Source organism: Streptomyces sp. YPW6 (genome assembly GCF_018866325.1).
In the GTDB taxonomy this organism is placed as follows: Bacteria; Actinomycetota; Actinomycetes; order Streptomycetales; family Streptomycetaceae; genus Streptomyces.
Genome location: NZ_CP076457.1, coordinates 3,733,921 through 3,752,913, shown reverse-complemented (window position 1 = coordinate 3,752,913; position 18,993 = coordinate 3,733,921). Strand labels below are relative to the sequence as shown.

The 18,993-nt window shown below is 70.6% G+C and carries 15 protein-coding genes and 1 riboswitch; of the genes, 10 read left to right on the top strand and 5 right to left on the bottom strand.

The features are described 5' to 3' along the window. Positions 1 to 164: 164 nt before the first annotated feature. Positions 165 to 542: a phage holin family protein gene (locus KME66_RS16665; protein WP_030707384.1), complete on the bottom strand. Its 378-nt coding sequence runs from the start codon at positions 540 to 542 to the stop codon at positions 165 to 167. 88 nt (positions 543 to 630) lie between these two features. On the opposite strand from KME66_RS16665, the gene KME66_RS16660 reads away from it, so the two are divergent. The 4 genes from KME66_RS16660 to KME66_RS16645 all read left to right on the top strand — a co-directional run bounded on the left by KME66_RS16660 (position 631) and on the right by KME66_RS16645 (position 3,061). Beyond that, positions 631 to 948, top strand: a complete 318-nt coding sequence (locus tag KME66_RS16660; RefSeq protein ID WP_069743704.1) for a cupin domain-containing protein — start codon at positions 631 to 633, stop codon at positions 946 to 948. A gap of 156 nt (positions 949 to 1,104) precedes the next feature. After that, on the top strand, positions 1,105 to 1,317 hold the full coding sequence (locus KME66_RS16655; RefSeq protein ID WP_029182270.1) for a DUF5326 family protein: 213 nt from the start codon (positions 1,105 to 1,107) through the stop codon (positions 1,315 to 1,317). 428 nt (positions 1,318 to 1,745) lie between these two features. Next, positions 1,746 to 2,522, top strand: coding sequence for an IclR family transcriptional regulator (locus KME66_RS16650; RefSeq protein ID WP_301184497.1), 777 nt, complete (start codon positions 1,746 to 1,748; stop codon positions 2,520 to 2,522). 101 nt (positions 2,523 to 2,623) lie between these two features. Continuing rightward, positions 2,624 to 3,061, top strand: a complete 438-nt coding sequence (locus KME66_RS16645; RefSeq protein WP_069735679.1) for an SsgA family sporulation/cell division regulator — start codon at positions 2,624 to 2,626, stop codon at positions 3,059 to 3,061. A 185-nt stretch (positions 3,062 to 3,246) separates the two neighbouring features. On the opposite strand, the gene KME66_RS16640 is transcribed toward KME66_RS16645, so the two are convergent. Beyond that, positions 3,247 to 4,599 (bottom strand): YibE/F family protein, encoded by a 1,353-nt coding sequence (locus KME66_RS16640; protein WP_073223002.1) that lies wholly within the window; start codon positions 4,597 to 4,599, stop codon positions 3,247 to 3,249. Between the two features lie 70 nt (positions 4,600 to 4,669). Beyond that, positions 4,670 to 4,805, top strand: a riboswitch (TPP riboswitch). On the opposite strand from KME66_RS16640, the gene thiC reads away from it, so the two are divergent. Both thiC and KME66_RS16630 read left to right on the top strand, forming a co-directional pair. Continuing rightward, positions 4,798 to 6,588: a phosphomethylpyrimidine synthase ThiC gene (thiC, locus tag KME66_RS16635; RefSeq protein ID WP_216323285.1), complete on the top strand. Its 1,791-nt coding sequence runs from the start codon at positions 4,798 to 4,800 to the stop codon at positions 6,586 to 6,588. (Overlaps the previous riboswitch by 8 nt.) A gap of 462 nt (positions 6,589 to 7,050) precedes the next feature. Then, a complete protein-coding gene (locus tag KME66_RS16630; RefSeq protein WP_216323283.1) occupies positions 7,051 to 7,407 on the top strand; it encodes a DUF805 domain-containing protein in 357 nt (118 codons plus the stop codon). 91 nt (positions 7,408 to 7,498) lie between these two features. Here KME66_RS16630 and KME66_RS16625 read toward each other — a convergent pair whose 3' ends face one another. From KME66_RS16625 to KME66_RS16615, 3 genes are all read right to left on the bottom strand, one after another. Further along, positions 7,499 to 8,332, bottom strand: coding sequence for a hypothetical protein (locus KME66_RS16625; protein WP_216323281.1), 834 nt, complete (start codon positions 8,330 to 8,332; stop codon positions 7,499 to 7,501). A 205-nt stretch (positions 8,333 to 8,537) separates the two neighbouring features. After that, positions 8,538 to 9,713, bottom strand: coding sequence for a metallophosphoesterase (locus KME66_RS16620; protein ID WP_301184496.1), 1,176 nt, complete (start codon positions 9,711 to 9,713; stop codon positions 8,538 to 8,540). A 174-nt stretch (positions 9,714 to 9,887) separates the two neighbouring features. Further along, positions 9,888 to 11,000, bottom strand: coding sequence for a LacI family DNA-binding transcriptional regulator (locus KME66_RS16615; RefSeq protein ID WP_073223339.1), 1,113 nt, complete (start codon positions 10,998 to 11,000; stop codon positions 9,888 to 9,890). Positions 11,001 to 11,403: 403 nt separating this feature from the next. Here KME66_RS16615 and hisC point away from each other — a divergent pair, with 403 nt between their 5' ends. The 4 genes from hisC to cydD all read left to right on the top strand — a co-directional run bounded on the left by hisC (position 11,404) and on the right by cydD (position 18,923). Beyond that, positions 11,404 to 12,483, top strand: coding sequence for a histidinol-phosphate transaminase (hisC, locus tag KME66_RS16610; protein ID WP_073223013.1), 1,080 nt, complete (start codon positions 11,404 to 11,406; stop codon positions 12,481 to 12,483). Positions 12,484 to 12,782: 299 nt separating this feature from the next. Then, entirely contained in the window at positions 12,783 to 14,294 is a 1,512-nt protein-coding gene (locus tag KME66_RS16605; RefSeq protein WP_073223017.1) for a cytochrome ubiquinol oxidase subunit I, read from the top strand. 16 nt (positions 14,295 to 14,310) lie between these two features. Then, positions 14,311 to 15,312, top strand: a complete 1,002-nt coding sequence (cydB, locus tag KME66_RS16600; RefSeq protein WP_073223020.1) for a cytochrome d ubiquinol oxidase subunit II — start codon at positions 14,311 to 14,313, stop codon at positions 15,310 to 15,312. A gap of 86 nt (positions 15,313 to 15,398) precedes the next feature. Beyond that, positions 15,399 to 18,923, top strand: coding sequence for a thiol reductant ABC exporter subunit CydD (gene cydD, locus KME66_RS16595; protein ID WP_216323279.1), 3,525 nt, complete (start codon positions 15,399 to 15,401; stop codon positions 18,921 to 18,923). The last annotated feature ends 70 nt before the right edge of the window (positions 18,924 to 18,993 follow it).

The following is an 18,993-nucleotide window of genomic DNA, read 5'->3' as shown; positions in this document are numbered from 1 at the left end:
TTCGCTGTGCGCCTCGGTGGAGACCGGTGTCCCCTGCACTCTTCCAGAGAGGTCCGGGAGCGGCCGTCCGCCGGGTCCAGGCATCCCGCATGCTGGGACGCCGGACGCCGGACGCCGGACGCCGGACGCCGGACGCCGGACGCCGGAGCCCTGGAGGCCCCGCGTCAGTTCTCGTCCGGCAGCACGACATTGAGCGCCCAGGACACGACCGAGATGATCAGTCCGCCGAGCACCGCCGTCCAGAACCCCTCGACGTGGAAGCTGAGATCGACCACGCCGGCCAGCCAGGAGGTCAGCAACAGCATCAGGGCGTTGACCACCAGGGTGATCAACCCCAGCGTCAGGATGAACAACGGGAAGGTCAGGAGCTGGACCACCGGCTTCACCAGAGAGTTCACCAGCCCGAAGATCAGTGCCACCAGGATCAGGGTGAGGGCCTTGCGGCCCGTGCTGCCGCCCTCCAGCGTGATGTTGCCGATCAGCCAGATGGCAACGGCCAGCGCACCCGCGTTGGCGATCGTCTTGACTACGAAATTCTTCATGTGTCTGATCGTGGCAGACACGATCGGCGCTGGACACCGGCGGCAACAGGCACAGCCGACAGCACGGGCACAAGGGGCGGGACGGGCCATGAAGGCATTCAGACTGGACGAGCTGGAGGCGGAGCGGGCCGCCAACGACGGCGCGTACCTGCAGTTCGTGCGGGAGCGCAACATGTCCGTCGGTCTGTACGCCCTGGACGCCGGAGAGCTCGATCCGCAGCAGCCCCACCAGCAGGACGAGGTCTACTTCGTCGTCAGCGGACGTGCGTCGATCACGGTGGGCACGGAAACCACCCAGGTCGGCAGGGGAAGCGTCGTCTATGTGCCCGCGGGTGTGGCTCACAAGTTCCACCACATCACCGAGGACCTCAGGGTGATGGTCGTCTTCTCGCCGCCGGAGGGCTGAGCAGCCCGGGGTCGGGACCCTGCCCGGCGCGCGGCCACGTCAGGGATCCCTAGGGGCTCGATCAGGGGTCTTCAAGGGCTGCGCGCGCCCGCCGGGGGTCTTCGCGCCTTTAGCATCGAGGCAAGGACTCAGAGAGACGAGGTAGGAGCGATGGCCGTGCGGGAGATATTCGCGGGAATGCCCTGGTGGGTGAAGTGGATCGCGGTGCCCGTCATTGCGATCTTCGTGTTCGGTGGTCTGATCGCCAGTGTGGTCGGCTTCGTGATCGGCCTGCTCTTCAAGGCGCTCATCTTCGTCGTGCTGGTCGGCGGGCTGATCTTCGTCGTCCGCAAGTTCATGTCGTCGTCGTCCTCGCGCGGCGACTGGTAGCCCACGGGACGACCGGCAGGACACGGGACGACCGGCAGGACACGGGCGACCCGTAATCCACGGGCCGACCGGCAGGACGCGGACCACGGGCCGGCGCGGGGGCCGGCCCGTTCCGTCCGGCCCCCGGGTGGGATTAGCCCAGCAGAGCTAAGTCCCGGAGGAAACCACCCGTCTGCCGGAGGCGGCCGATACAGTGACGAACTGCTGCCGCCATCCGGAATGTGACCTTCCGTCACCTTGTCGATCACCTGATCGCTCCTGGGTACGACAGTCCGGTCGTCGGCCTCCGCTCGCCGGCGCCCGGACCGGTCCACGCCGGTCACGGTCACCGGATCTCCGGTCCCTCCGGCCCTCGGGATCGCGGCAGGCCCGCGGGGGCGGCCCCCACGGGAGGGCCGACGGCCCGTCACCATGCCTGGGGGTGACCTTTGACCACGGCGTCGAGCACCGCTGTCCCGACGTTGATCGGTTCGGTTCAGCGGGCGTTGAGGCTGCTGGAGGCTGTGGGTGCTCATCGGGACGGGGCGCCCGCCAAGCAGCTGGCGCGGGAAGCGGGGCTACCGCTTCCGACCGCGTACCACCTGCTGCGCACCCTCACCCATGAGGGTTATCTCCGCCGCGAGAACGGTGTCTTCCGCATCGGCGCGGCAGCCGAGAACCTGACCGCGGCGCCCGGCGTCCGGAGTCGCCCGCGCCCCGCGTCGGTCGCCGACTCCCTCGGCCACTGGCGGGACGCCCTCGGGGCCCCGGTGTACTGCGCCGTCTACTGCGACGGCGAGATCGACCTGATCGCGGTCGCGGACACCCCCGGCACCCCGGCGGTGGAGGAGTGGGCCTCGTTCCGGGAAACCGGCCACGCGCACGCCATCGGCCAGTGCCTGCTCGCCCAGCTCGACGAGCGGGCCCGCGAGGACCATCTCGACCGGCACCCCGTTCGGCCCCTCACTCGTTACTCAGTGCGAGATCGAGCCACGCTGCTGGAACGGCTGCGCACCCTCCGACGAGGTGAACCGGTCATCGAACGCCAGGAGTACGCACTGGGCACCGTGTGCGCCGCGATTCCGGTCACGGCCGGTGCCACCATTGCGGCGATGGCCATTTCTGTACCCCTGGACCGGGAGGATCGGTTGCTGCCCGCAGTCGAACAGCTACGTGGCGAAGTCGCCAGCCTCTTGCGTTCGTTCGTGTTCTCTATCAGTATCTGAAAAATCACTCCTTGTGATCTGCTATCGCGTGCACCACGATGGCGTCAATAGGGCCATGGGGGATCATTCCTGGCCAGATTCATCTACTGCGGGGTTGAACGATGCGCGAGTCGGTTCAAGCAGAGGTCATGATGAGCTTCCTCGTCTCCGAGGAGCTCTCGTTCCGTATTCCGGTGGAGCTCCGGTACGAGGTCGGGGATCCGTACGCCATCCGGATGACGTTCCACTTGCCCGGCGATGCCCCGGTGACCTGGGCGTTCGGCCGCGAGCTGCTGCTGGACGGGATCAACAGCCCCAGCGGCGACGGAGATGTGCACATCGGCCCGACCGAGCCCGAAGGGCTGGGAGATGTGCACATCCGGCTTCAGGTCGGCGCGGACCGCGCGCTGTTCCGGGCGGGGACGGCTCCGCTGGTGGCGTTTCTCGACCGGACGGACAAGCTCGTGCCGCTCGGCCAGGAGCACACGCTGGGTGACTTCGACGGGAACCTGGAGGATGCGCTCGGCCGCATCCTCGCCGAGGAGCAGAACGCCGGCTGACCGGGCGCACGCCGCCTTACCGCCCGCACGTTTGCGCGGCTCGTGCTGCGTCCCTGCGGCTGGCTCCGCGTCCTTGCGGCTCACCCGCCCGTCCTCGCGGCTCACCCTGCGTCCCTGCGGCCCGCCGTGTGTTCCTGCGGCTCGCGGGCTCGTCCCCGGGCCTCGCCCCGCGTTCCGACGGCCCGTCACCCCGTCTTACGGCGACGGCCCCGGCCGGTCCGCGCGGGTGCGGCCGTTGCCGCCTGCGCGCCGTGTGGCCCCGTGCGGTCCGCGGAGACGACCAGCGCGGCGAGCCCCGTGGTCACCGGCACCGAGGCGACCAGCCCGATCGACCCGACCAGCGTGCGGACGATCTCCTCGGCCACCAGCTCGCTGTTGGCCACCGTCCCCACACTGCTCTGCGCGATGGAGAAGAGCAGCAGCAGCGGCAGCGCCGCACCCGCGTACGCCAGGACGAGGGTGTTGACCACCGAGGCGATGTGGTCCCTCCCGATTCTGATACCTGCCCGGTACAGCCCCTTCCAACCCATCTCCGGGTCGGCCTGGTGCAGTTCCCAGACCGCGGAGGTCTGGGTGACCGTCACATCGTCGAGCACGCCCAGCGAACCGATGATGACGCCCGCCAGCAGCAGACCGCTCATGTCGATGTCCGGGTAGAGGCCGTGGATGAGGCCGGTGTTGTCGTCGGTGTTGCCGCTCAGGCTGGCCCAGCCGATGAACAGCGAGCCCAGCAGCCCGATCAGCAGCAGCGAGATCAGCGTGCCGATGACCGCGACCGACGTACGGGCCGTCACGCCGTGGCAGAGATAGAGGGCCGCCAGCATGATCGCGCTGGCCCCGATCACCGCCACCACCAGCGGATTCGATCCCTGGAGGATCGCCGGCAGGATGAACAGCGTCAGGATGGCGAACGACACGGCCAGGGCCACCAGCGCCATCACCCCGCGCATCCGGCCCACCAGGACCACCGCAAGGGCGAAGATCCCGCCCAGCAGCGCCATCGGGACCTTCCGGTTCACATCGGTCACCGAGTACTGGAGGTCGCGCGGCGCGTCGGGGGCGTACGCGACGACGACGCCCTGCCCCTCCTTCAGCTGGCGCGGGGCGTCCGGCTGGACCACCTCGACGAACCGGCGGCCCTTGTCGTCGCCGCTGGTCACCTCGATGGTGGCCTTCGCGCATTCCCCCTCCTGCTCGTTGACGGCCTCCCGCCCCGAAGGGGTGGAGGTGTCACCGGTCGGCGGCACCTGCGCGGCGTTGACGTCCGCGCAGTCGACCTGGACGACCTGGACGACCTTGCCGTCCTGGGTCTGGCGGTCGAAACCGACACCGGTGCGCTCGTGATCGGGCGCGCCACCGGGCCAGAACGCGATCAGGCCGACGACGACCGCCGTCGCGAACGGGATCAGGACGGCGGCGATGACCTTGCGCAGATGCCGGGAGACCGGGGCGGCCGGCCCGTGGCTGTGGGCGTGGGAGTGGGTGTGGGTGTGGCCCTGGGACGGCTGGGGTGCGGGGTCGTTTCGAGGGGAGGTCACGGGGCGATCATCGCAAGAACGGGAGGGCCCTCTGGTCAGCTCGCCGGAAAGGACGCTAGCGTGGAGGCACCTTTGCACACGCGGGAGCTCGGAGCACCGGGCTGAGAGGGCGCTGGGATCGCCGTACATCCGTACGGGACACGCTGCGCCGACCGCCGAACCTGTTACCGGGTAATGCCGGCGTAGGGAGTAGGTCTCATGACCACATCGGACGCACGCACGCCTGCCTCGAAACAGAACGCCGCGAACCAGGGCGACGAGGCCGGGAAGTCCATCGGCTGGCACAAGGGGTACGTCCAGGGCTCGCGCCCGGACCTCCGGGTGCCGGTCCGACAGGTGCACCTCACCAACGGCAAGGACGTGACGCTGTACGACACGTCCGGGCCGTACACCGATCCTTCGGTCGACACCGATGTCCGCCGGGGTCTCGCGCCCCTGCGGGAGAACTGGATCATCGCCCGCGGTGACACCGAGGAGTACGCGGGCCGCCCCGTGCGCCCGGAGGACGACGGGGTGAAGCACACCTCGCCGCGCGGTGGCCTGCGCAACCTCGACGCGGTCTTCCCCGGCCGGCCGCGCCAGCCGCGCCGCAGCCGCGACGGACGTCCCGTCACCCAGCTCGCGTACGCCCGGCGGGGGGAGATCACCCCGGAGATGGAGTACGTGGCGATCCGGGAGAACGTCGAGGCCGAGGTCGTACGGGAGGAGATCGCGGCGGGCCGGGCGGTGCTGCCGGCCAACGTCAACCACCCCGAGATCGAGCCGATGATCATCGGCAAGCGGTTCCTGGTGAAGGTCAACGCCAACATCGGCAACTCGGCCGTCACCTCCTCCATCGAGGAGGAGGTGGACAAGATGACCTGGGCGACCCAGTGGGGCGCCGACACGGTCATGGACCTGTCCACCGGCCGCAACATCCACACCACCCGTGAATGGGTGCTGCGCAACTCCCCCGTGCCGATCGGCACCGTCCCGCTGTACCAGGCCCTGGAGAAGGTCGACGGCCGGGCCGAGGAGCTGACCTGGGAGATCTACAAGGACACCGTCATCGAGCAGGCCGAGCAGGGCGTGGACTACATGACGGTGCACGCCGGAGTGCGCCTGCCGTACGTCCCGCTGACGGCCCGTCGCAAGACCGGGATCGTCTCGCGCGGCGGCTCGATCATGGCGGCCTGGTGCCTGGCGCACCACAAGGAGTCGTTCCTCTACGAGCACTTCGAGGAGCTCTGCGAGATCCTCGCGACGTACGACGTCACGTACTCGCTCGGCGACGGGCTGCGTCCCGGTTCGATCGCGGACGCCAACGACGAGGCGCAGTTCGCGGAGCTGCGCACGCTGGGCGAGCTGAACACGATCGCCAAGCGGTTCGGCGTACAGACCATGATCGAGGGCCCCGGGCATGTCCCGATGCACAAGATCAAGGAGAACATCGACCTTCAGCAGGAGATCTGCGAGGAGGCGCCGTTCTACACGCTCGGCCCGCTGACCACGGATGTCGCGCCCGCCTACGACCACATCACCTCGGGTATCGGCGCCGCGATGATCGCCTGGTGGGGCACGGCGATGCTCTGTTACGTCACTCCCAAGGAGCACCTGGGGCTGCCGAACCGGGACGACGTGAAGACGGGCGTGATCACCTACAAGATCGCCGCCCATGCGGCCGACCTGGCCAAGGGGCACCCGGGCGCGCAGGAGTGGGACGACGCGCTCTCGGACGCGCGGTTCGAGTTCCGCTGGGAGGACCAGTTCAACCTGGCCCTCGATCCGGACACGGCACGGGAGTTCCACGACGAGACGCTGCCCGCCGAACCGGCGAAGACGGCGCACTTCTGCTCGATGTGCGGGCCGAAGTTCTGCTCGATGAAGATCTCCCAGGACATCCGCCGCGAGCACGGTGGTTCGCAGGAGGAGATCGAGGAGGGCATGGCCGCGAAGTCGAAGGAGTTCGCGGCCGCCGGGAACCGCGTCTACCTGCCGATCGCGGACTGACCGCCCCGGGAGTCCGGGGTGGGCCCGGCGGCCGAGTCCGCCGGGCCCCACCGGGCCCGCCTCCGCCGGGCGGCCGAGCGCTCCGGCCGCGGCTGGACGAGCTCTGCGCCACGGGCGATCCCCGGGGCGCGGCCGGCTCGTCCCGGGGCGTGGTCACGGGGTGTCGGCGACCGTCGCCAGGCGTGGGCACCGGCCGTCCACGACAGGCTCCCGGCCTGATCCGGGTGGGGAAGACTCGGGGTGATGCGTACCTTGCGCGTAACTACTGCTCATTCAGGGTGATTTGTCATGTTTGATCACCTTGTTAAGCGACAGTATGGACACGGTCATGTGGCAGCTGTATGTACGTTGGCCCACCGCGTCAATATGACTTGACCCGTTCCTTATCTGTGGCTTACTTTCCGGCTTGCTTGGCTGAAAGTTGGCGGCCCTTGAAACAAGGGCCCGGGGAGGGGAATCACCATGAACTGGTACCTGGCCGTACTCAAGAACTACGCAGGCTTCAGCGGACGCGCGCGCCGCAAGGAGTACTGGATGTTCACGCTCATCAGCTTCGTCATCAGCCTGGTGCTCACGATCATCGGTAACGCGATCGGCGCGGAGTTCATCTCGTACATCTACTCCGTCGCGATTCTCGTCCCGTCGCTCGCCGTCGCCGTGCGCCGTCTGCACGACACCGGCCGCTCCGGCTGGTGGCTGCTGATCGCGATCGTCCCCCTGATCGGCGCCATCGTCCTGATCGTCTTCCTCGCCACCGAGGGCAAGCCGGAGACGAACCAGCACGGCGCCAACCCGAAGCTGTCTCCGCAGGCAGCCTGATCCACCGCTCCGGTCCGTCCGGAGCTTCCCCCGGGCCGGGTGCGGCACTCGCCGCCCCGGCCCGCGGTGTGTCCGGGGCCGCGCGCCGGTCTCAGTCGGGCTGGTGCTCCGGGCCGCCGAAGTCCGGGCTCGAGAAGTCCGGGCTGGTGAAGGTCGGCCGGGGGCCGGCCGCCGGGCCGTCGTCCGGCCCCGAGAAGTCCGGCCTGCTGTACCCGACCCGCGGGATGCGGTGGGGCGAACGGTGCGGGGTCCGTGCGGCGGGCCCCGCCGTGGGGTCGGCCAGGGCGTCCCGGAAGAACGGCAGGATGCCGCGCTCCAGCAGGGCGTGGCGCCACGCCTCCCTGGCCCGTGCGACATCCTCCGGAAGCTCCTGTTCCTCCTCCTCGGCGGCCAGGGACGTCGCGCCGTTGCGGAGGGCGGTGACGAGCAGTCCGACGGCGGCGACGAGGATCGCCGCGGCGGCGACGCAGGCGAAGAACCACCCGGCCGTGACCATGGAGCGGCCGAACGTCAGCGACGGGCTGACCGCCTTCAGCAGATAGCCGACGAGCAGGAAGATGAGCGCCGCGGTGCCGGCCAGCAGCGGGGTCAGGACCGCGATGACCGCGCCTATGCCGGCGCCCGGTCCGGCCGAGGTGCTCCGGGGGCCGTCCAGGTCCGGAAGTCCGTCGGCGCCCGCGGCGGCGTCCGGCGCGCGGCGCAGTTCGCCGCGGGCCTTGACGTAGTGCTCGTACTCGGTGGCCGCGGCAGCGGTGATCAGCGCCGTCGCGCTGAGCGCCATGGTGCGCAGCTGTTCGGTGTTGAGCCGGTCCCCGACGCCGTCCAGGTCCGGGCGTTCGTGAGCGTGGCGCAGTGCGTCGCCCAGGATCCGCTCGTACTCGGGTCCGTCCTCGGCCAGCAGGTGCGGAGCGCTTGTCATCTGCATCCCCCGATGCTCCGTCGATGCCCGGCTTGCCCGGCCGGGACCGGGCGATCGGGCGGAAACGGAGGAGAGCCTGCCACTGTTAGGCCGATGGTAGAGCGCTCACGGCAGGCGGTGACAGGGTGTTTCCAGAATTGGGCCCCGTGACGGGCCCGGCGATCGGTCAGGTCGGCGCGGGCTGAACCTGAAGCGCCTTCCCCGCCGACGTTCAGTCATGCAGCGGGAGTTGGACCACCAGCAGCTTTCCGGCCATGGTCACTCCGCCGTCCATGGCGATGGCGAGGCCGTCCGCGTAGACGTGCGGACCGTTGACCACGGGACCCGAGCTGTCGTCGCCCTCCTCCGTTCCGACCTCGCCCAGGAGGTACGGAATGGGGCTGTGACCATGGACGACGCGCTGTCCGCCGTACGTCGCGAGCAACTCGCGCACCGCCTGGGAGCCGCCCTCGTCCCGGAAGGCGAACCGCTTGGTGAGCTTGCGGAAGAGGTCCCAGCACTCGTCGGCGTCGTTACGCGTGAGAATGGCCGTGATCGTGTCGTTGACGTCCTCGATGCTGGATCCGTAGTCGAGGTAGGCCGTCGTGTCGGAGTGCATCAGCAGATGCCCGTCCTCCTCGACGACCGCGTCGAGCCGGGACATCCACTGGAGGTGGACGTCCTGGAGACGGTCCATGTCGGCCTTCTGGCCGCCGTTGAGCAGCCAGGCCGCCTGGAAGGTGGCGGTGCCCGCTCCGGAGTTGACGGGGGTGTCGGCGAACCGCTTGGCACCGATCAGCAGCAGCTCGTGGTTGCCCATCAGGGCCTTGCAGTAGCCGCCGGCCGCCGCCGCCTCGGCGGAAAGCCGCATGACGAGGTCGATGACGCCGATGCCGTCGGGGCCGCGGTCGGTGAAGTCGCCGAGGAACCACAGCCGGGCGTTGCCCGCGGCCCAGTTGCCTTCCGCGTCGATGAGGCCCTGCTCGCCGAGGGCGGCCAGCAGTTCGTCCAGGTAGCCGTGGACGTCGCCGACGACGAAGAGCGGGCCGCGGCCTTCGTCGGAGCGGGGCTCGGCGACCGTCTGCACCTGGACCGTGTCGCCGCGCCGGATGACCGGCAGGTCCCGCTCGGTCGGGGTGTAGCCCTCCGGCTGCTCGTCGCCCACGACGGCGTTGCCGGGGTGCGGGGCGCGGGGCGGCGCGGCGGTGTGCGGCGGGGCGGACGCGGCGGTCGGCGGGACGGGCGCGCCGGGTGCCGGGGGGTGCGGGTCCGTCGTGTGCGGCGGCACCGAGGAGGGGGGCGCCCCCTGCGCCTGCGGTGGCACGGGTGTCTGCGCGTACGGCGGAACCCGGAAGTCACGCAACGTCGCCGTCCGCACCACGGGTTCCTGACCGGCCCCCTGAGTCATCGACCCCTCCACCACCGTCGCGCCGCCGTACACCTGACGGGCCTTGCCTGGTAGAGGTGGTCCGCGGTGTCGTGCGCCCATCATAGGAATGCGGATCGATCTGTGTGACGCACCAGGGGTGGTGAATCCGGGCGCACGCACGGTTCACCGGCCGATTGGTCCGAAAAGAGGCGATCAATCCCCGCTGGGGGAGCGTGGCGCGCTGACCGTGGTGCGCGGTGGGCGGCGTTGCGAGGAGGTCCGGACGATGAGCTCCGTCGGTATGACCTGCTCCACCGGCCCGTCGTGCTCGACCCCTTCGATGGCGTCGATGAGGAGCTGGACGACGGCCGTGCCGATCCGGCGGGGCTTCAGCGAGAGCGTGGTGATCGGCGGCTCGGTGGCCGCGTACACGGTGGACTCGCTGCAGCAGACGAGCAGCAGGTCGTCGGGGACGCGCAGCCCGTAGCGGCGGGCCGCCGCGAGGAGGTCGGTTCCGTTGGGGTCGAAGAGCCCGTAGACCGCGTCGGGGCGGTCCGGGCGGGCGAGCAGCCGGTCGGCGGCGACCGCCCCCGCGCAGGGGTCGTGGGCCGGGTAGGACTCGTAGACGGGATCCTGGCCGACCCGCTCGCACCAGTGGAGGTAGGCGGTGGTGGAGAGCTGGGTGTAGGTGTCGGTGGTGTTGCCGGTCAGCAGGCCGATGCGGCGGGCCCCGGCGGCGGCGAGATGGTCGAGGAGGTCGAGTACGGCGGCCCGGTGGTCGTTGTCGACCCAGGCGGTGACGGGGAGTGTGCCGGCCGGGCGGCCGTCGGAGACGACGGGCAGTCCCTGGCGGACGAGTTCGGTGACGACCGGGTCCTGGTCGGAGGGGTCGATGACGACGGTTCCGTCGAGGGCGACGTTCGACCAGACGTCGTGCCGGGAGGTGGCGGGCAGGATGACGAGGGCGTAGCCGCGGGCCAGTGCCGCGGAGGTCGCGGCTCTCGCCATCTCCGCGAAGTACGCGAATTCGGTGAAGGTGAAAGGTTCATTCCCGTACGTGGTCACGGTCAGGCCGATCAGCCCCGACTTGCCCGTACGGAGGGTTCGGGCCGCGGCGGACGGGCGGTAGCCCAGGCGCTCGGCGACCTCGCGGACATGGCGGCGGGTGGCGTCCGGGAGCCTGCCCTTGCCGTTGAGCGCGTCGGAGACGGTCGTGATCGAGACTCCGGCCGCGGCGGCCACGTCACGGATCCCCGCCCGTCCTGGCCGGCCGCTGCGCCGGGGGGTCTCCGTCCGGCTCACCTGGTGCTTCCCTGCTGCTGTCATGGCGAGCCGATAGTAGGGCTCCGAGGGGTGGTCGGTCCGGTCGCATATGCGCACGTTGACAGGCACGTTTCTGCAAGGTCACATGCCATCAAATTCCTCTCAATGCAAGGCAGTTGAAGCTTACTGCATGCAGGTGTCAGGTGCGGGAGGGTGGCAGCCTGCTGAATGTGCGATGTCTCGAAGAGGTCTCAACTCACCACTTCGGGGGACGCGCGCCACGGCGCGAGCCACCGGCGCGCGCCGGAACGCGAAACACTCCCCCCGGGCAGGGGCCCGGGGGGACCGGGACGAGGTCCCATTCCCGGGCACTGCGGTCGATTTCCCGCTCGGCCATTCGCAGCGGAGGGCAATCCTCATAAGGTGTGCAGTATTGCTGTGAACGGACGGTCGAGGAGGACCTGCGGTGAGCGAGACGAGCCCCAAGCTGCGCGCCGAGCTGGACGGCGTTCCCGCCTATGTGCCGGGCAGGCCCGCGGCGGCCGGCGGACCGGTCGCGTACAAGCTGTCCTCCAACGAGAACCCCTATCCTCCGCTGCCGGGCGTCCTGGATTCGGCGCTCGCCGCCGCGGGGAACTTCAACCGCTACCCGGACATGGCGTGCACCGGCCTGATGAACGAGCTGGCCGGGCGTTTCGGTGTGCCCCTCGCGCACCTCGCCACCGGAACGGGGTCGGTGGGAGTGGCCCAGCAGCTGCTCCAGGCCACCTCGGGCCCCGGCGACGAGGTCATCTACGCCTGGCGGTCCTTCGAGGCGTACCCGATCATCACCCAGGTCAGCGGCGCGACCTCGGTCAAGGTGCCGTTGACCGAGGGGGATGTGCACGACCTCGACGCGATGGCGGAGGCGATCACCGACCGGACCCGGCTGATCTTCGTCTGCAACCCCAACAACCCCACCGGCACGGTGGTGCGCCGGGCCGAGCTGGAACGGTTCCTCGACCGGGTGCCGGGCGACGTGCTGGTGGTGCTGGACGAGGCGTACAAGGAGTTCATCCGCGACGCCGAGGTGCCCGACGGCATCGAGATCTACCGTGACCGGCCCAACGTGGCCGTGCTGCGGACCTTCTCCAAGGCGTACGGCCTGGCCGGGCTGCGGGTCGGCTTCGCGGTGGCGCACGAGCCGGTGGCCGCGGCGCTGCGCAAGACCGCCGTCCCCTTCGGCGTGAGCCAGCTCGCCCAGGATGCGGCGGTGGCCTCGCTCCGCGCGGAGGACGAGCTGCTGGGCCGGGTCGGGTCGCTGGTCGCCGAGCGGGCCCGGGTGAGCGCGGAGCTGGCGCGCCAGGGCTGGACGGTGCCGGAGTCGCAGGCCAACTTCGTCTGGCTCCGGCTCGGCGAGCGCACCGTCGACTTCGCGGGCGCCTGTGAGCGGGCCGGGGTCGTCGTCCGCCCGTTCGCGGGCGAGGGCGTACGGGTGACGATCGGCGAGACCGAGGGCAACGACCTGTTCCTCAAGACGGCGGAGGCGTTCCGCGCGGAGCTGTAGGGCCGCTCGGCGCACCGCCGCGCCCGGGTGGGGCCCCGGACCTCGAACGACGAGGTCCGGGGCCCTTCTGCATGGCGGAAGCCCGACGGCCCGAGTGCGGCGGGGCCGGCCGCGAGAGGCCGGTAGTACGGGGGTGGTGGCCGAAAGGGGTACCCCGGCGAAGGCTCCGAAAGTGTGTGCGCCATAATTGCTTGTGAATGTGAACGCGTTCACAAGCGTGCCCTGCTTCCTCCCGTAATCGGGCGGATCAAAGGGGCATAGTGCCGGTGTGACCACGGCGATGTAAGGAGACTGACGACGTGGACCTAGCTCTGGCGCCGGAAACACTGGCGCGATGGCAGTTCGGCATCACCACCGTCTACCACTTCCTCTTCGTCCCGCTGACGATCTCGCTCGCCGCGCTCACCGCCGGCCTGCAGACCGCCTGGGTGCGGACGGAGAAGGAGAAGTACCTCAGGGCGACCAAGTTCTGGGGCAAGCTGTTCCTGATCAACATCGCCATGGGCGTCGTCACGGGCATCGTCCAGGAGTTCCAGTTCGGTATGAACTGGTCCGACTACTCGCGCTTCGTCGGCGACATCTTCGGCGCTCCGCTCGCCTTCGAGGCGCTGATCGCCTTCTTCTTCGAGTCCACGTTCATCGGTCTGTGGATCTTCGGCTGGGACAAGCTGCCCAAGAAGGTCCACCTGGCCTGCATGTGGATGGTCTCGATCGGCACGATCCTCTCCGCCTACTTCATCCTGGCCGCCAACTCCTGGATGCAGCACCCGGTCGGCTACCGGATCAACGAGGAGCGCGGCCGCGCCGAGCTCACGGACTTCTGGCGGGTGCTCACCCAGGACACCGCGGTCACCCAGTTCTTCCACACCATCACGGCGGCGTTCCTGGTCGGCGGGGCCTTCATGGTCGGTATCGCCGCGTTCCACCTGGCGCGCAAGAAGCACATCCCCGTGATGCGGACCTCGCTGCGCCTGGGGCTGGTCACCGTCGTCATCGCCGGACTGCTCACCGCCGTCAGCGGCGACAGCCTCGCCAAGGTCATGTTCCGGCAGCAGCCGATGAAGATGGCCGCCGCCGAGGCCCTGTGGGACGGCCAGGAGCGGGCGCCCTTCTCGATATTCGCGTACGGGGACGTCAGCAAGGGCCACAACTCCGTGGAGATCTCGCTGCCCGGGGTGCTGTCCTTCCTCGCCAACAACGACCCGAACTCCTACGTCCCGGGCATCAACGACATCAACAAGGAGTCGCAGGAGAAGTACGGGCCCGGCGACTACCGGCCCAACATTCCGGTCGCGTTCTGGAGCTTCCGGTGGATGATCGGCTTCGGCATGGCCTCCTTCGGCCTCGGTCTCCTGGGCCTCTGGCTGACCCGGAAGAAGTTCCTGCTGCCACCGGCGCTGCGGACCGGTGAGGACGAGGTGCCGCATCTGGTCCTGTTCCGGAACAAGGCGCTGAGCCCGAAGCTCACCAAGCTCTACTGGCTCGTCGCGCTCTGGACCCTCCTCTTCCCGCTGATCGCCAACTCCTGGGGCTGGATCTTCACCGAGATGGGCCGCCAGCCGTGGGTGGTCTACGGAGTGCTGGAGACGCGCGCCGGGGTCTCCCCCGGTGTCTCGCAGGGCGAGGTCATCACCTCGATGATCGTCTTCACCCTGCTTTACGCGGTGCTCGCCGTGATCGAGGTGAAGCTGCTCGTGAAGTACATCAAGGCCGGGCCGCCGGAACTCTCCGACGACGACCTCAACCCGCCCACGAAGATCGGCGGCCACGACGAAGAAGACGCCGACCGGCCGATGGCCTTCTCGTACTGAGCACAGGAGCTGAGAGATGGAACTCCACGACGTCTGGTTCGTGCTCATCGCCGTCCTCTGGACCGGCTACTTCTTCCTGGAGGGGTTCGACTTCGGTATCGGGGTCCTCACCAAACTGCTGGCCCGCGACCGCAAGGAGAAGCGGGTCCTGATCAACACGATCGGGCCCGTCTGGGACGGCAACGAGGTCTGGCTGCTCACTGCGGGCGGTGCGACCTTCGCCGCCTTCCCCGAGTGGTACGCCACCCTCTTCTCCGGCTTCTACCTGCCGCTGCTGATCATCCTGTTCTGCCTGATCGTGCGGGGCGTCGCCTTCGAGTACCGCGCCAAGCGGCCCGAGGAGCGCTGGCAGACCAACTGGGAGACCGCGATCTTCTGGACCTCCCTGATCCCCGCCGTGCTGTGGGGCGTGGCGTTCGGGAACATCGTGCGGGGCGTGAAGATCGACGCCGACATGGAGTACGTCGGCAGCTTCTGGGATCTCCTCAACCCGTACGCGATCCTCGGCGGCCTCGTCACGCTCACCCTCTTCACCTTCCACGGAACGGTGTTCGCCGGCCTCAAGACGGCGGGCGACATCCGGGTCCGGGCCCGTGCCCTGGCACTGAAGCTGGGACCCGTCACCGCGCTCCTCGCGCTGGGCTTCCTGCTCTGGACCCAGGCCGACAACGGGGACGGCTGGAGCCTGGGGGCCCTGATCGTGGCGGCGGTGTCGCTGCTGGCGGCGATCGGAGCCGTCGCCAAGGGGCGTGAGGGCTGGTCGTTCGCGTTCTCGGGCGTGACGATCGCGGCAGCGGTCGCGATGCTCTTCCTGACGCTCTTCCCGAACGTCATGCCGTCCTCGCTGAACGACGCCTGGAGCCTCACGGTCACCAACGCCTCGTCCAGCCCGTACACGCTCACGATCATGACCTGGTGTGCGGGCATCGCCACGCCCATCGTGCTGCTCTACCAGAGCTGGACCTACTGGGTCTTCCGTAAGCGCATCGGCACCCAGCACATCGCCGACGCGCACTGATTCCGGTGGCTGCCGCGGGCTCCGCAGAGCCCGCGGCAGCTCCCGGCCCCGCAGAGCTCACCGACCCCGCCGGGGGGATGTTTCACGTGAAACCGATCGATCCGCGTCTGCTCCGCCACGCACGGGCCACCCGCCTCTTCCTGGCGGCCGTGGTGGCTCTCGGCCTGGTCGGCGCCCTGCTGGTGATCGCCCAGGCGATGCTCATCGCCGAGATCGTGGTGGGCGGTTTCGAGAACGGGCTCACGGTCACCGAACTGCGTACCCCTCTGCTTCTCCTCGCGGCGGTGGCGCTCGGCCGGGCCCTGGTCGCCTGGCTCACCGAGCTCGCCGCCCATCGCGCCAGCGCGGCCGTCAAGTCCGAACTGCGCGGCCGGCTCCTGCAACGGGCCGCACGGCTGGGCCCGGACTGGCTGAGCGGTCAGCGCACCGGTTCGCTGGTCGCGCTGGCGACCCGGGGGATCGACGCGCTCGACGACTACTTCGCCCGCTATCTCCCGCAGCTCGGTCTCGCGGTCGTCGTGCCGGTGGCGGTGCTCGCCCGGATCGTCACGGAGGACTGGGTCTCGGCGGCGATCATCGTCGTCACCCTGCCGCTCATCCCGCTCTTCATGATCCTGATCGGCTGGGCCACCCAGTCCCGCATGGACCGGCAGTGGCGGCTGCTGTCGCGGCTCTCCGGGCACTTCCTGGACGTCGTCGCGGGGCTGCCGACCCTGAAGGTCTTCGGGCGGGCCAAGGCCCAGGCCGAGTCGATCCGCACGATCACGTCCGACTACCGCCGGGCGACCCTGCGTACCCTGCGGATCGCCTTCCTCTCCTCCTTCGCGCTGGAACTGCTGGCGACTCTCTCGGTGGCCCTCGTCGCCGTCACCATCGGCATGCGGCTCGTCCACGGCGAACTCGACCTCTACACCGGCCTGGTGGTCCTGATCCTGGCCCCGGAGGCGTATCTGCCGATCCGCCAGGTCGGGGCGCAGTACCACGCGGCGGCCGAGGGGCTCTCGGCCGCCGAGGAGATCTTCGCGGTCCTGGAGACCGAACCCCGGACCTCGGGCACCGAGGACGTCCCGGACACGCTGCGCCTGGAACTGGCGGATGTGACCGTACGCCACGAGGGCCGCGCCGAGCCGTCCCTGGACGCCGCGTCGCTCACCGTGGAGCCGGGGGAGACCGTCGCCCTGGTCGGCCCGAGCGGCGTCGGCAAGTCCACCCTGCTGAACGTGATCCTCGGGTTCGCCCGGCCCGACGAGGGGCACGTGCGGATCGGGGGGCGGGACCTCGCGGACCTGGACCCCGAACGCTGGCGGAGCCGCATCGCCTGGGTCCCCCAGCGCCCCCACCTCTTCGCGGGCACGATCGCCGAGAACGTCCGCCTCGCCCGGCCCGACGCCGACGACGAGGCGGTCGTCGCGGCGCTGCGGGACGCGGGCGCGTACGACTTCACGGCCGCGCTGCCCGACGGCGTGCTCACCGTGCTCGGGGAGGACGGGGCCGGGCTCTCCGCGGGCCAGCGCCAGCGCATCGCCCTCGCCCGCGCGTTCCTCGCCGACCGGCCGCTCCTGCTGCTGGACGAGCCGACCGCGAGCCTGGACGGCGAGAGCGAGGCGGGCATCGTCGACGCCGTACGGAGGCTGGCCGCCGGGCGCACCGTGCTGCTGGTCGTCCACCGGCCGGCGCTGCTGGCGGTCGCCGACCGGGTGGTGGCGCTGGAGCCGCGCACCGACGCCGGTACGGAGGCGTCCGGGGAGCCGGTCGCGGGTCCGGTGGCCCCGGGCCCCGCCGTCCCGGAGCCTCTCGCCGGCGGTGAAACGCCGACCGCCCGACCCCTGGATTCCCTCGGCTCCCCCGCGCCGGCCGGGACCCGCCCGGGACGGGTGCTCGCGCGGGTCCGCGCGTCGGCCGGGGACCGGCGCGGACAGCTGGCCCTGGCCCTGCTGCTGGGCAGTCTGGCGGTCGGGTCGGCCGTGGGGCTCATGGCCGTCTCCGGCTGGCTGATCTCCCGCGCCTCCGAACAGCCGCCGGTCATGTACTTGATGATGGCGGTCACCGCGACCCGGGCGTTCGGCATCGGGCGGGCCGTCTTCCGCTACGCCGAGCGGCTCGTCTCGCACGACGCCGTGCTGAAGCTCCTCGCCCAGCTGCGCGTCGCCGTCTACCGGGGCCTCGAACGCGTCGCCCCCGCAGGTCTGCGCACCACCCGGCGCGGGGACCTGCTGTCGCGCCTCGTCGCGGATGTGGACGCGCTCCAGGACTACTGGCTGCGCTGGCTGCTGCCCGCCGCCACCGCCGTCGTGGTGGGAACCGCCGCCGCCGGGTTCACCGGCTGGCTGCTCCCCGAGGCGGGCGTGATCCTCGCGGCCGGCCTGCTGCTCGCCGGGGTCGGCGTCCCGCTCCTCAGTGGCGTCTGCGCCCGCCGTACGGAGCGTCAGCTCGCACCCGCCCGCGCCACCCTGGCCACCCGGGTCACCGACCTGCTCGGCGGCACCGCCGAACTGACCGTCGCGGGTGCCCTGCCCGCCCGGCAGGAGCAACTGCGCGCGGCCGACACCCTCCTGACCCGGATCGCCTCGCGGGCGGCCGCCGCGACGGCGCTGGGCGGCGGGCTGTCCGCCCTGGTCTGCGGGCTCACCGTGGTGGCCGCCGCGGCCGTCGCGGTCCCGGCCGTCCACGACGGACGGCTCTCCGGGGTCGCGCTCGCCGTGGTGGTGCTGACCCCGCTCGCCGCGTTCGAAGCCGTCGCCGGGCTGCCGCTCGCCGTGCAGTACCGCCAGCGCGTCGCCCGCAGCGCGGAGCGGGTGTTCGAGGTGCTGGACGCCCCCGTACCCGTACAGGAGCCCCGGACCCCGGCCGAGGAGCCCGGCTCGCCCTTCCCCCTGGAGGTGCGGGGGCTGAGCGCCCGCTACCCGGGGGCCGGGCACGACGCGCTGGCCTCCCTCGACCTGACGTTGACGCGAGGGCGGCGCATCGCGGTCGTGGGACCCTCCGGCTCGGGCAAAACGACGCTCGCCCAGGTCCTGCTGCGCTTCCTGGACGCCTCCTCGGGAACGTACCGGCTCGGCGGCGTCGAGGCGTCCGCCCTGGACTCGGACACGGTCCGGCGCTCGGTCGGGCTGTGCGCCCAGGACGCCCACGTCTTCGACAGCACGATCCGTGAGAACCTGCGCCTGGCCCGGCCCGGAGCGACCGACGCCGAACTGCGCGACGCGCTCTCCCGGGCCCGGCTGCTGGACTGGGTGCGGGCCCTGCCGGAGGGCCTCGACACGGCCGTCGGCGAGCACGGGGCCCGGCTCTCCGGCGGACAGCGCCAGCGCCTCTCCCTGGCCCGCGCGCTGCTCGCCGACTTCCCCGTACTCGTCCTGGACGAGCCCGCCGAGCACCTCGACCTGCCGACCGCCGACGCCCTCACCGCCGACCTGCTGGCGGCGACCCGGGGCCGCGCGACGGTCCTGATCACCCACCGGCTGACCGGCCTGGAGACGGTCGACGAGGTGCTGGTGCTGGATGCGGGCCGGGTCGTGCAGCGCGGACCGTACGCCGGACTCGCCGCCGAGGACGGGCCGCTGCGCCGCATGCTGGAGCGCGAACGGGAAACGGCGGGGGCCGGGGTGTAGGGCGGGAGGGACACAACGGCACCGGGGGACGGGAGTGGCGGCGCCGACACTCCCGTCCCCCGGCACATTT

Bases quoted from the DNA above. Each gene is read 5' to 3' on its own strand.
- KME66_RS16665 (WP_030707384.1), bottom strand. From the start codon at position 542: ATGAAGAATTTCGTAGTCAAGACGATCGCCAACGCGGGTGCGCTGGCC.
- KME66_RS16660 (WP_069743704.1), top strand. From the start codon at position 631: ATGAAGGCATTCAGACTGGACGAGCTGGAGGCGGAGCGGGCCGCCAAC.
- KME66_RS16645 (WP_069735679.1), top strand. From the start codon at position 2,624: ATGCGCGAGTCGGTTCAAGCAGAGGTCATGATGAGCTTCCTCGTCTCC.
- thiC (WP_216323285.1), top strand. From the start codon at position 4,798: ATGACCACATCGGACGCACGCACGCCTGCCTCGAAACAGAACGCCGCG.
- KME66_RS16630 (WP_216323283.1), top strand. From the start codon at position 7,051: ATGAACTGGTACCTGGCCGTACTCAAGAACTACGCAGGCTTCAGCGGA.
- KME66_RS16625 (WP_216323281.1), bottom strand. From the start codon at position 8,332: ATGCAGATGACAAGCGCTCCGCACCTGCTGGCCGAGGACGGACCCGAG.
- KME66_RS16620 (WP_301184496.1), bottom strand. From the start codon at position 9,713: ATGACTCAGGGGGCCGGTCAGGAACCCGTGGTGCGGACGGCGACGTTG.
- KME66_RS16615 (WP_073223339.1), bottom strand. From the start codon at position 11,000: ATGACAGCAGCAGGGAAGCACCAGGTGAGCCGGACGGAGACCCCCCGG.
- cydB (WP_073223020.1), top strand. From the start codon at position 14,311: ATGGAACTCCACGACGTCTGGTTCGTGCTCATCGCCGTCCTCTGGACC.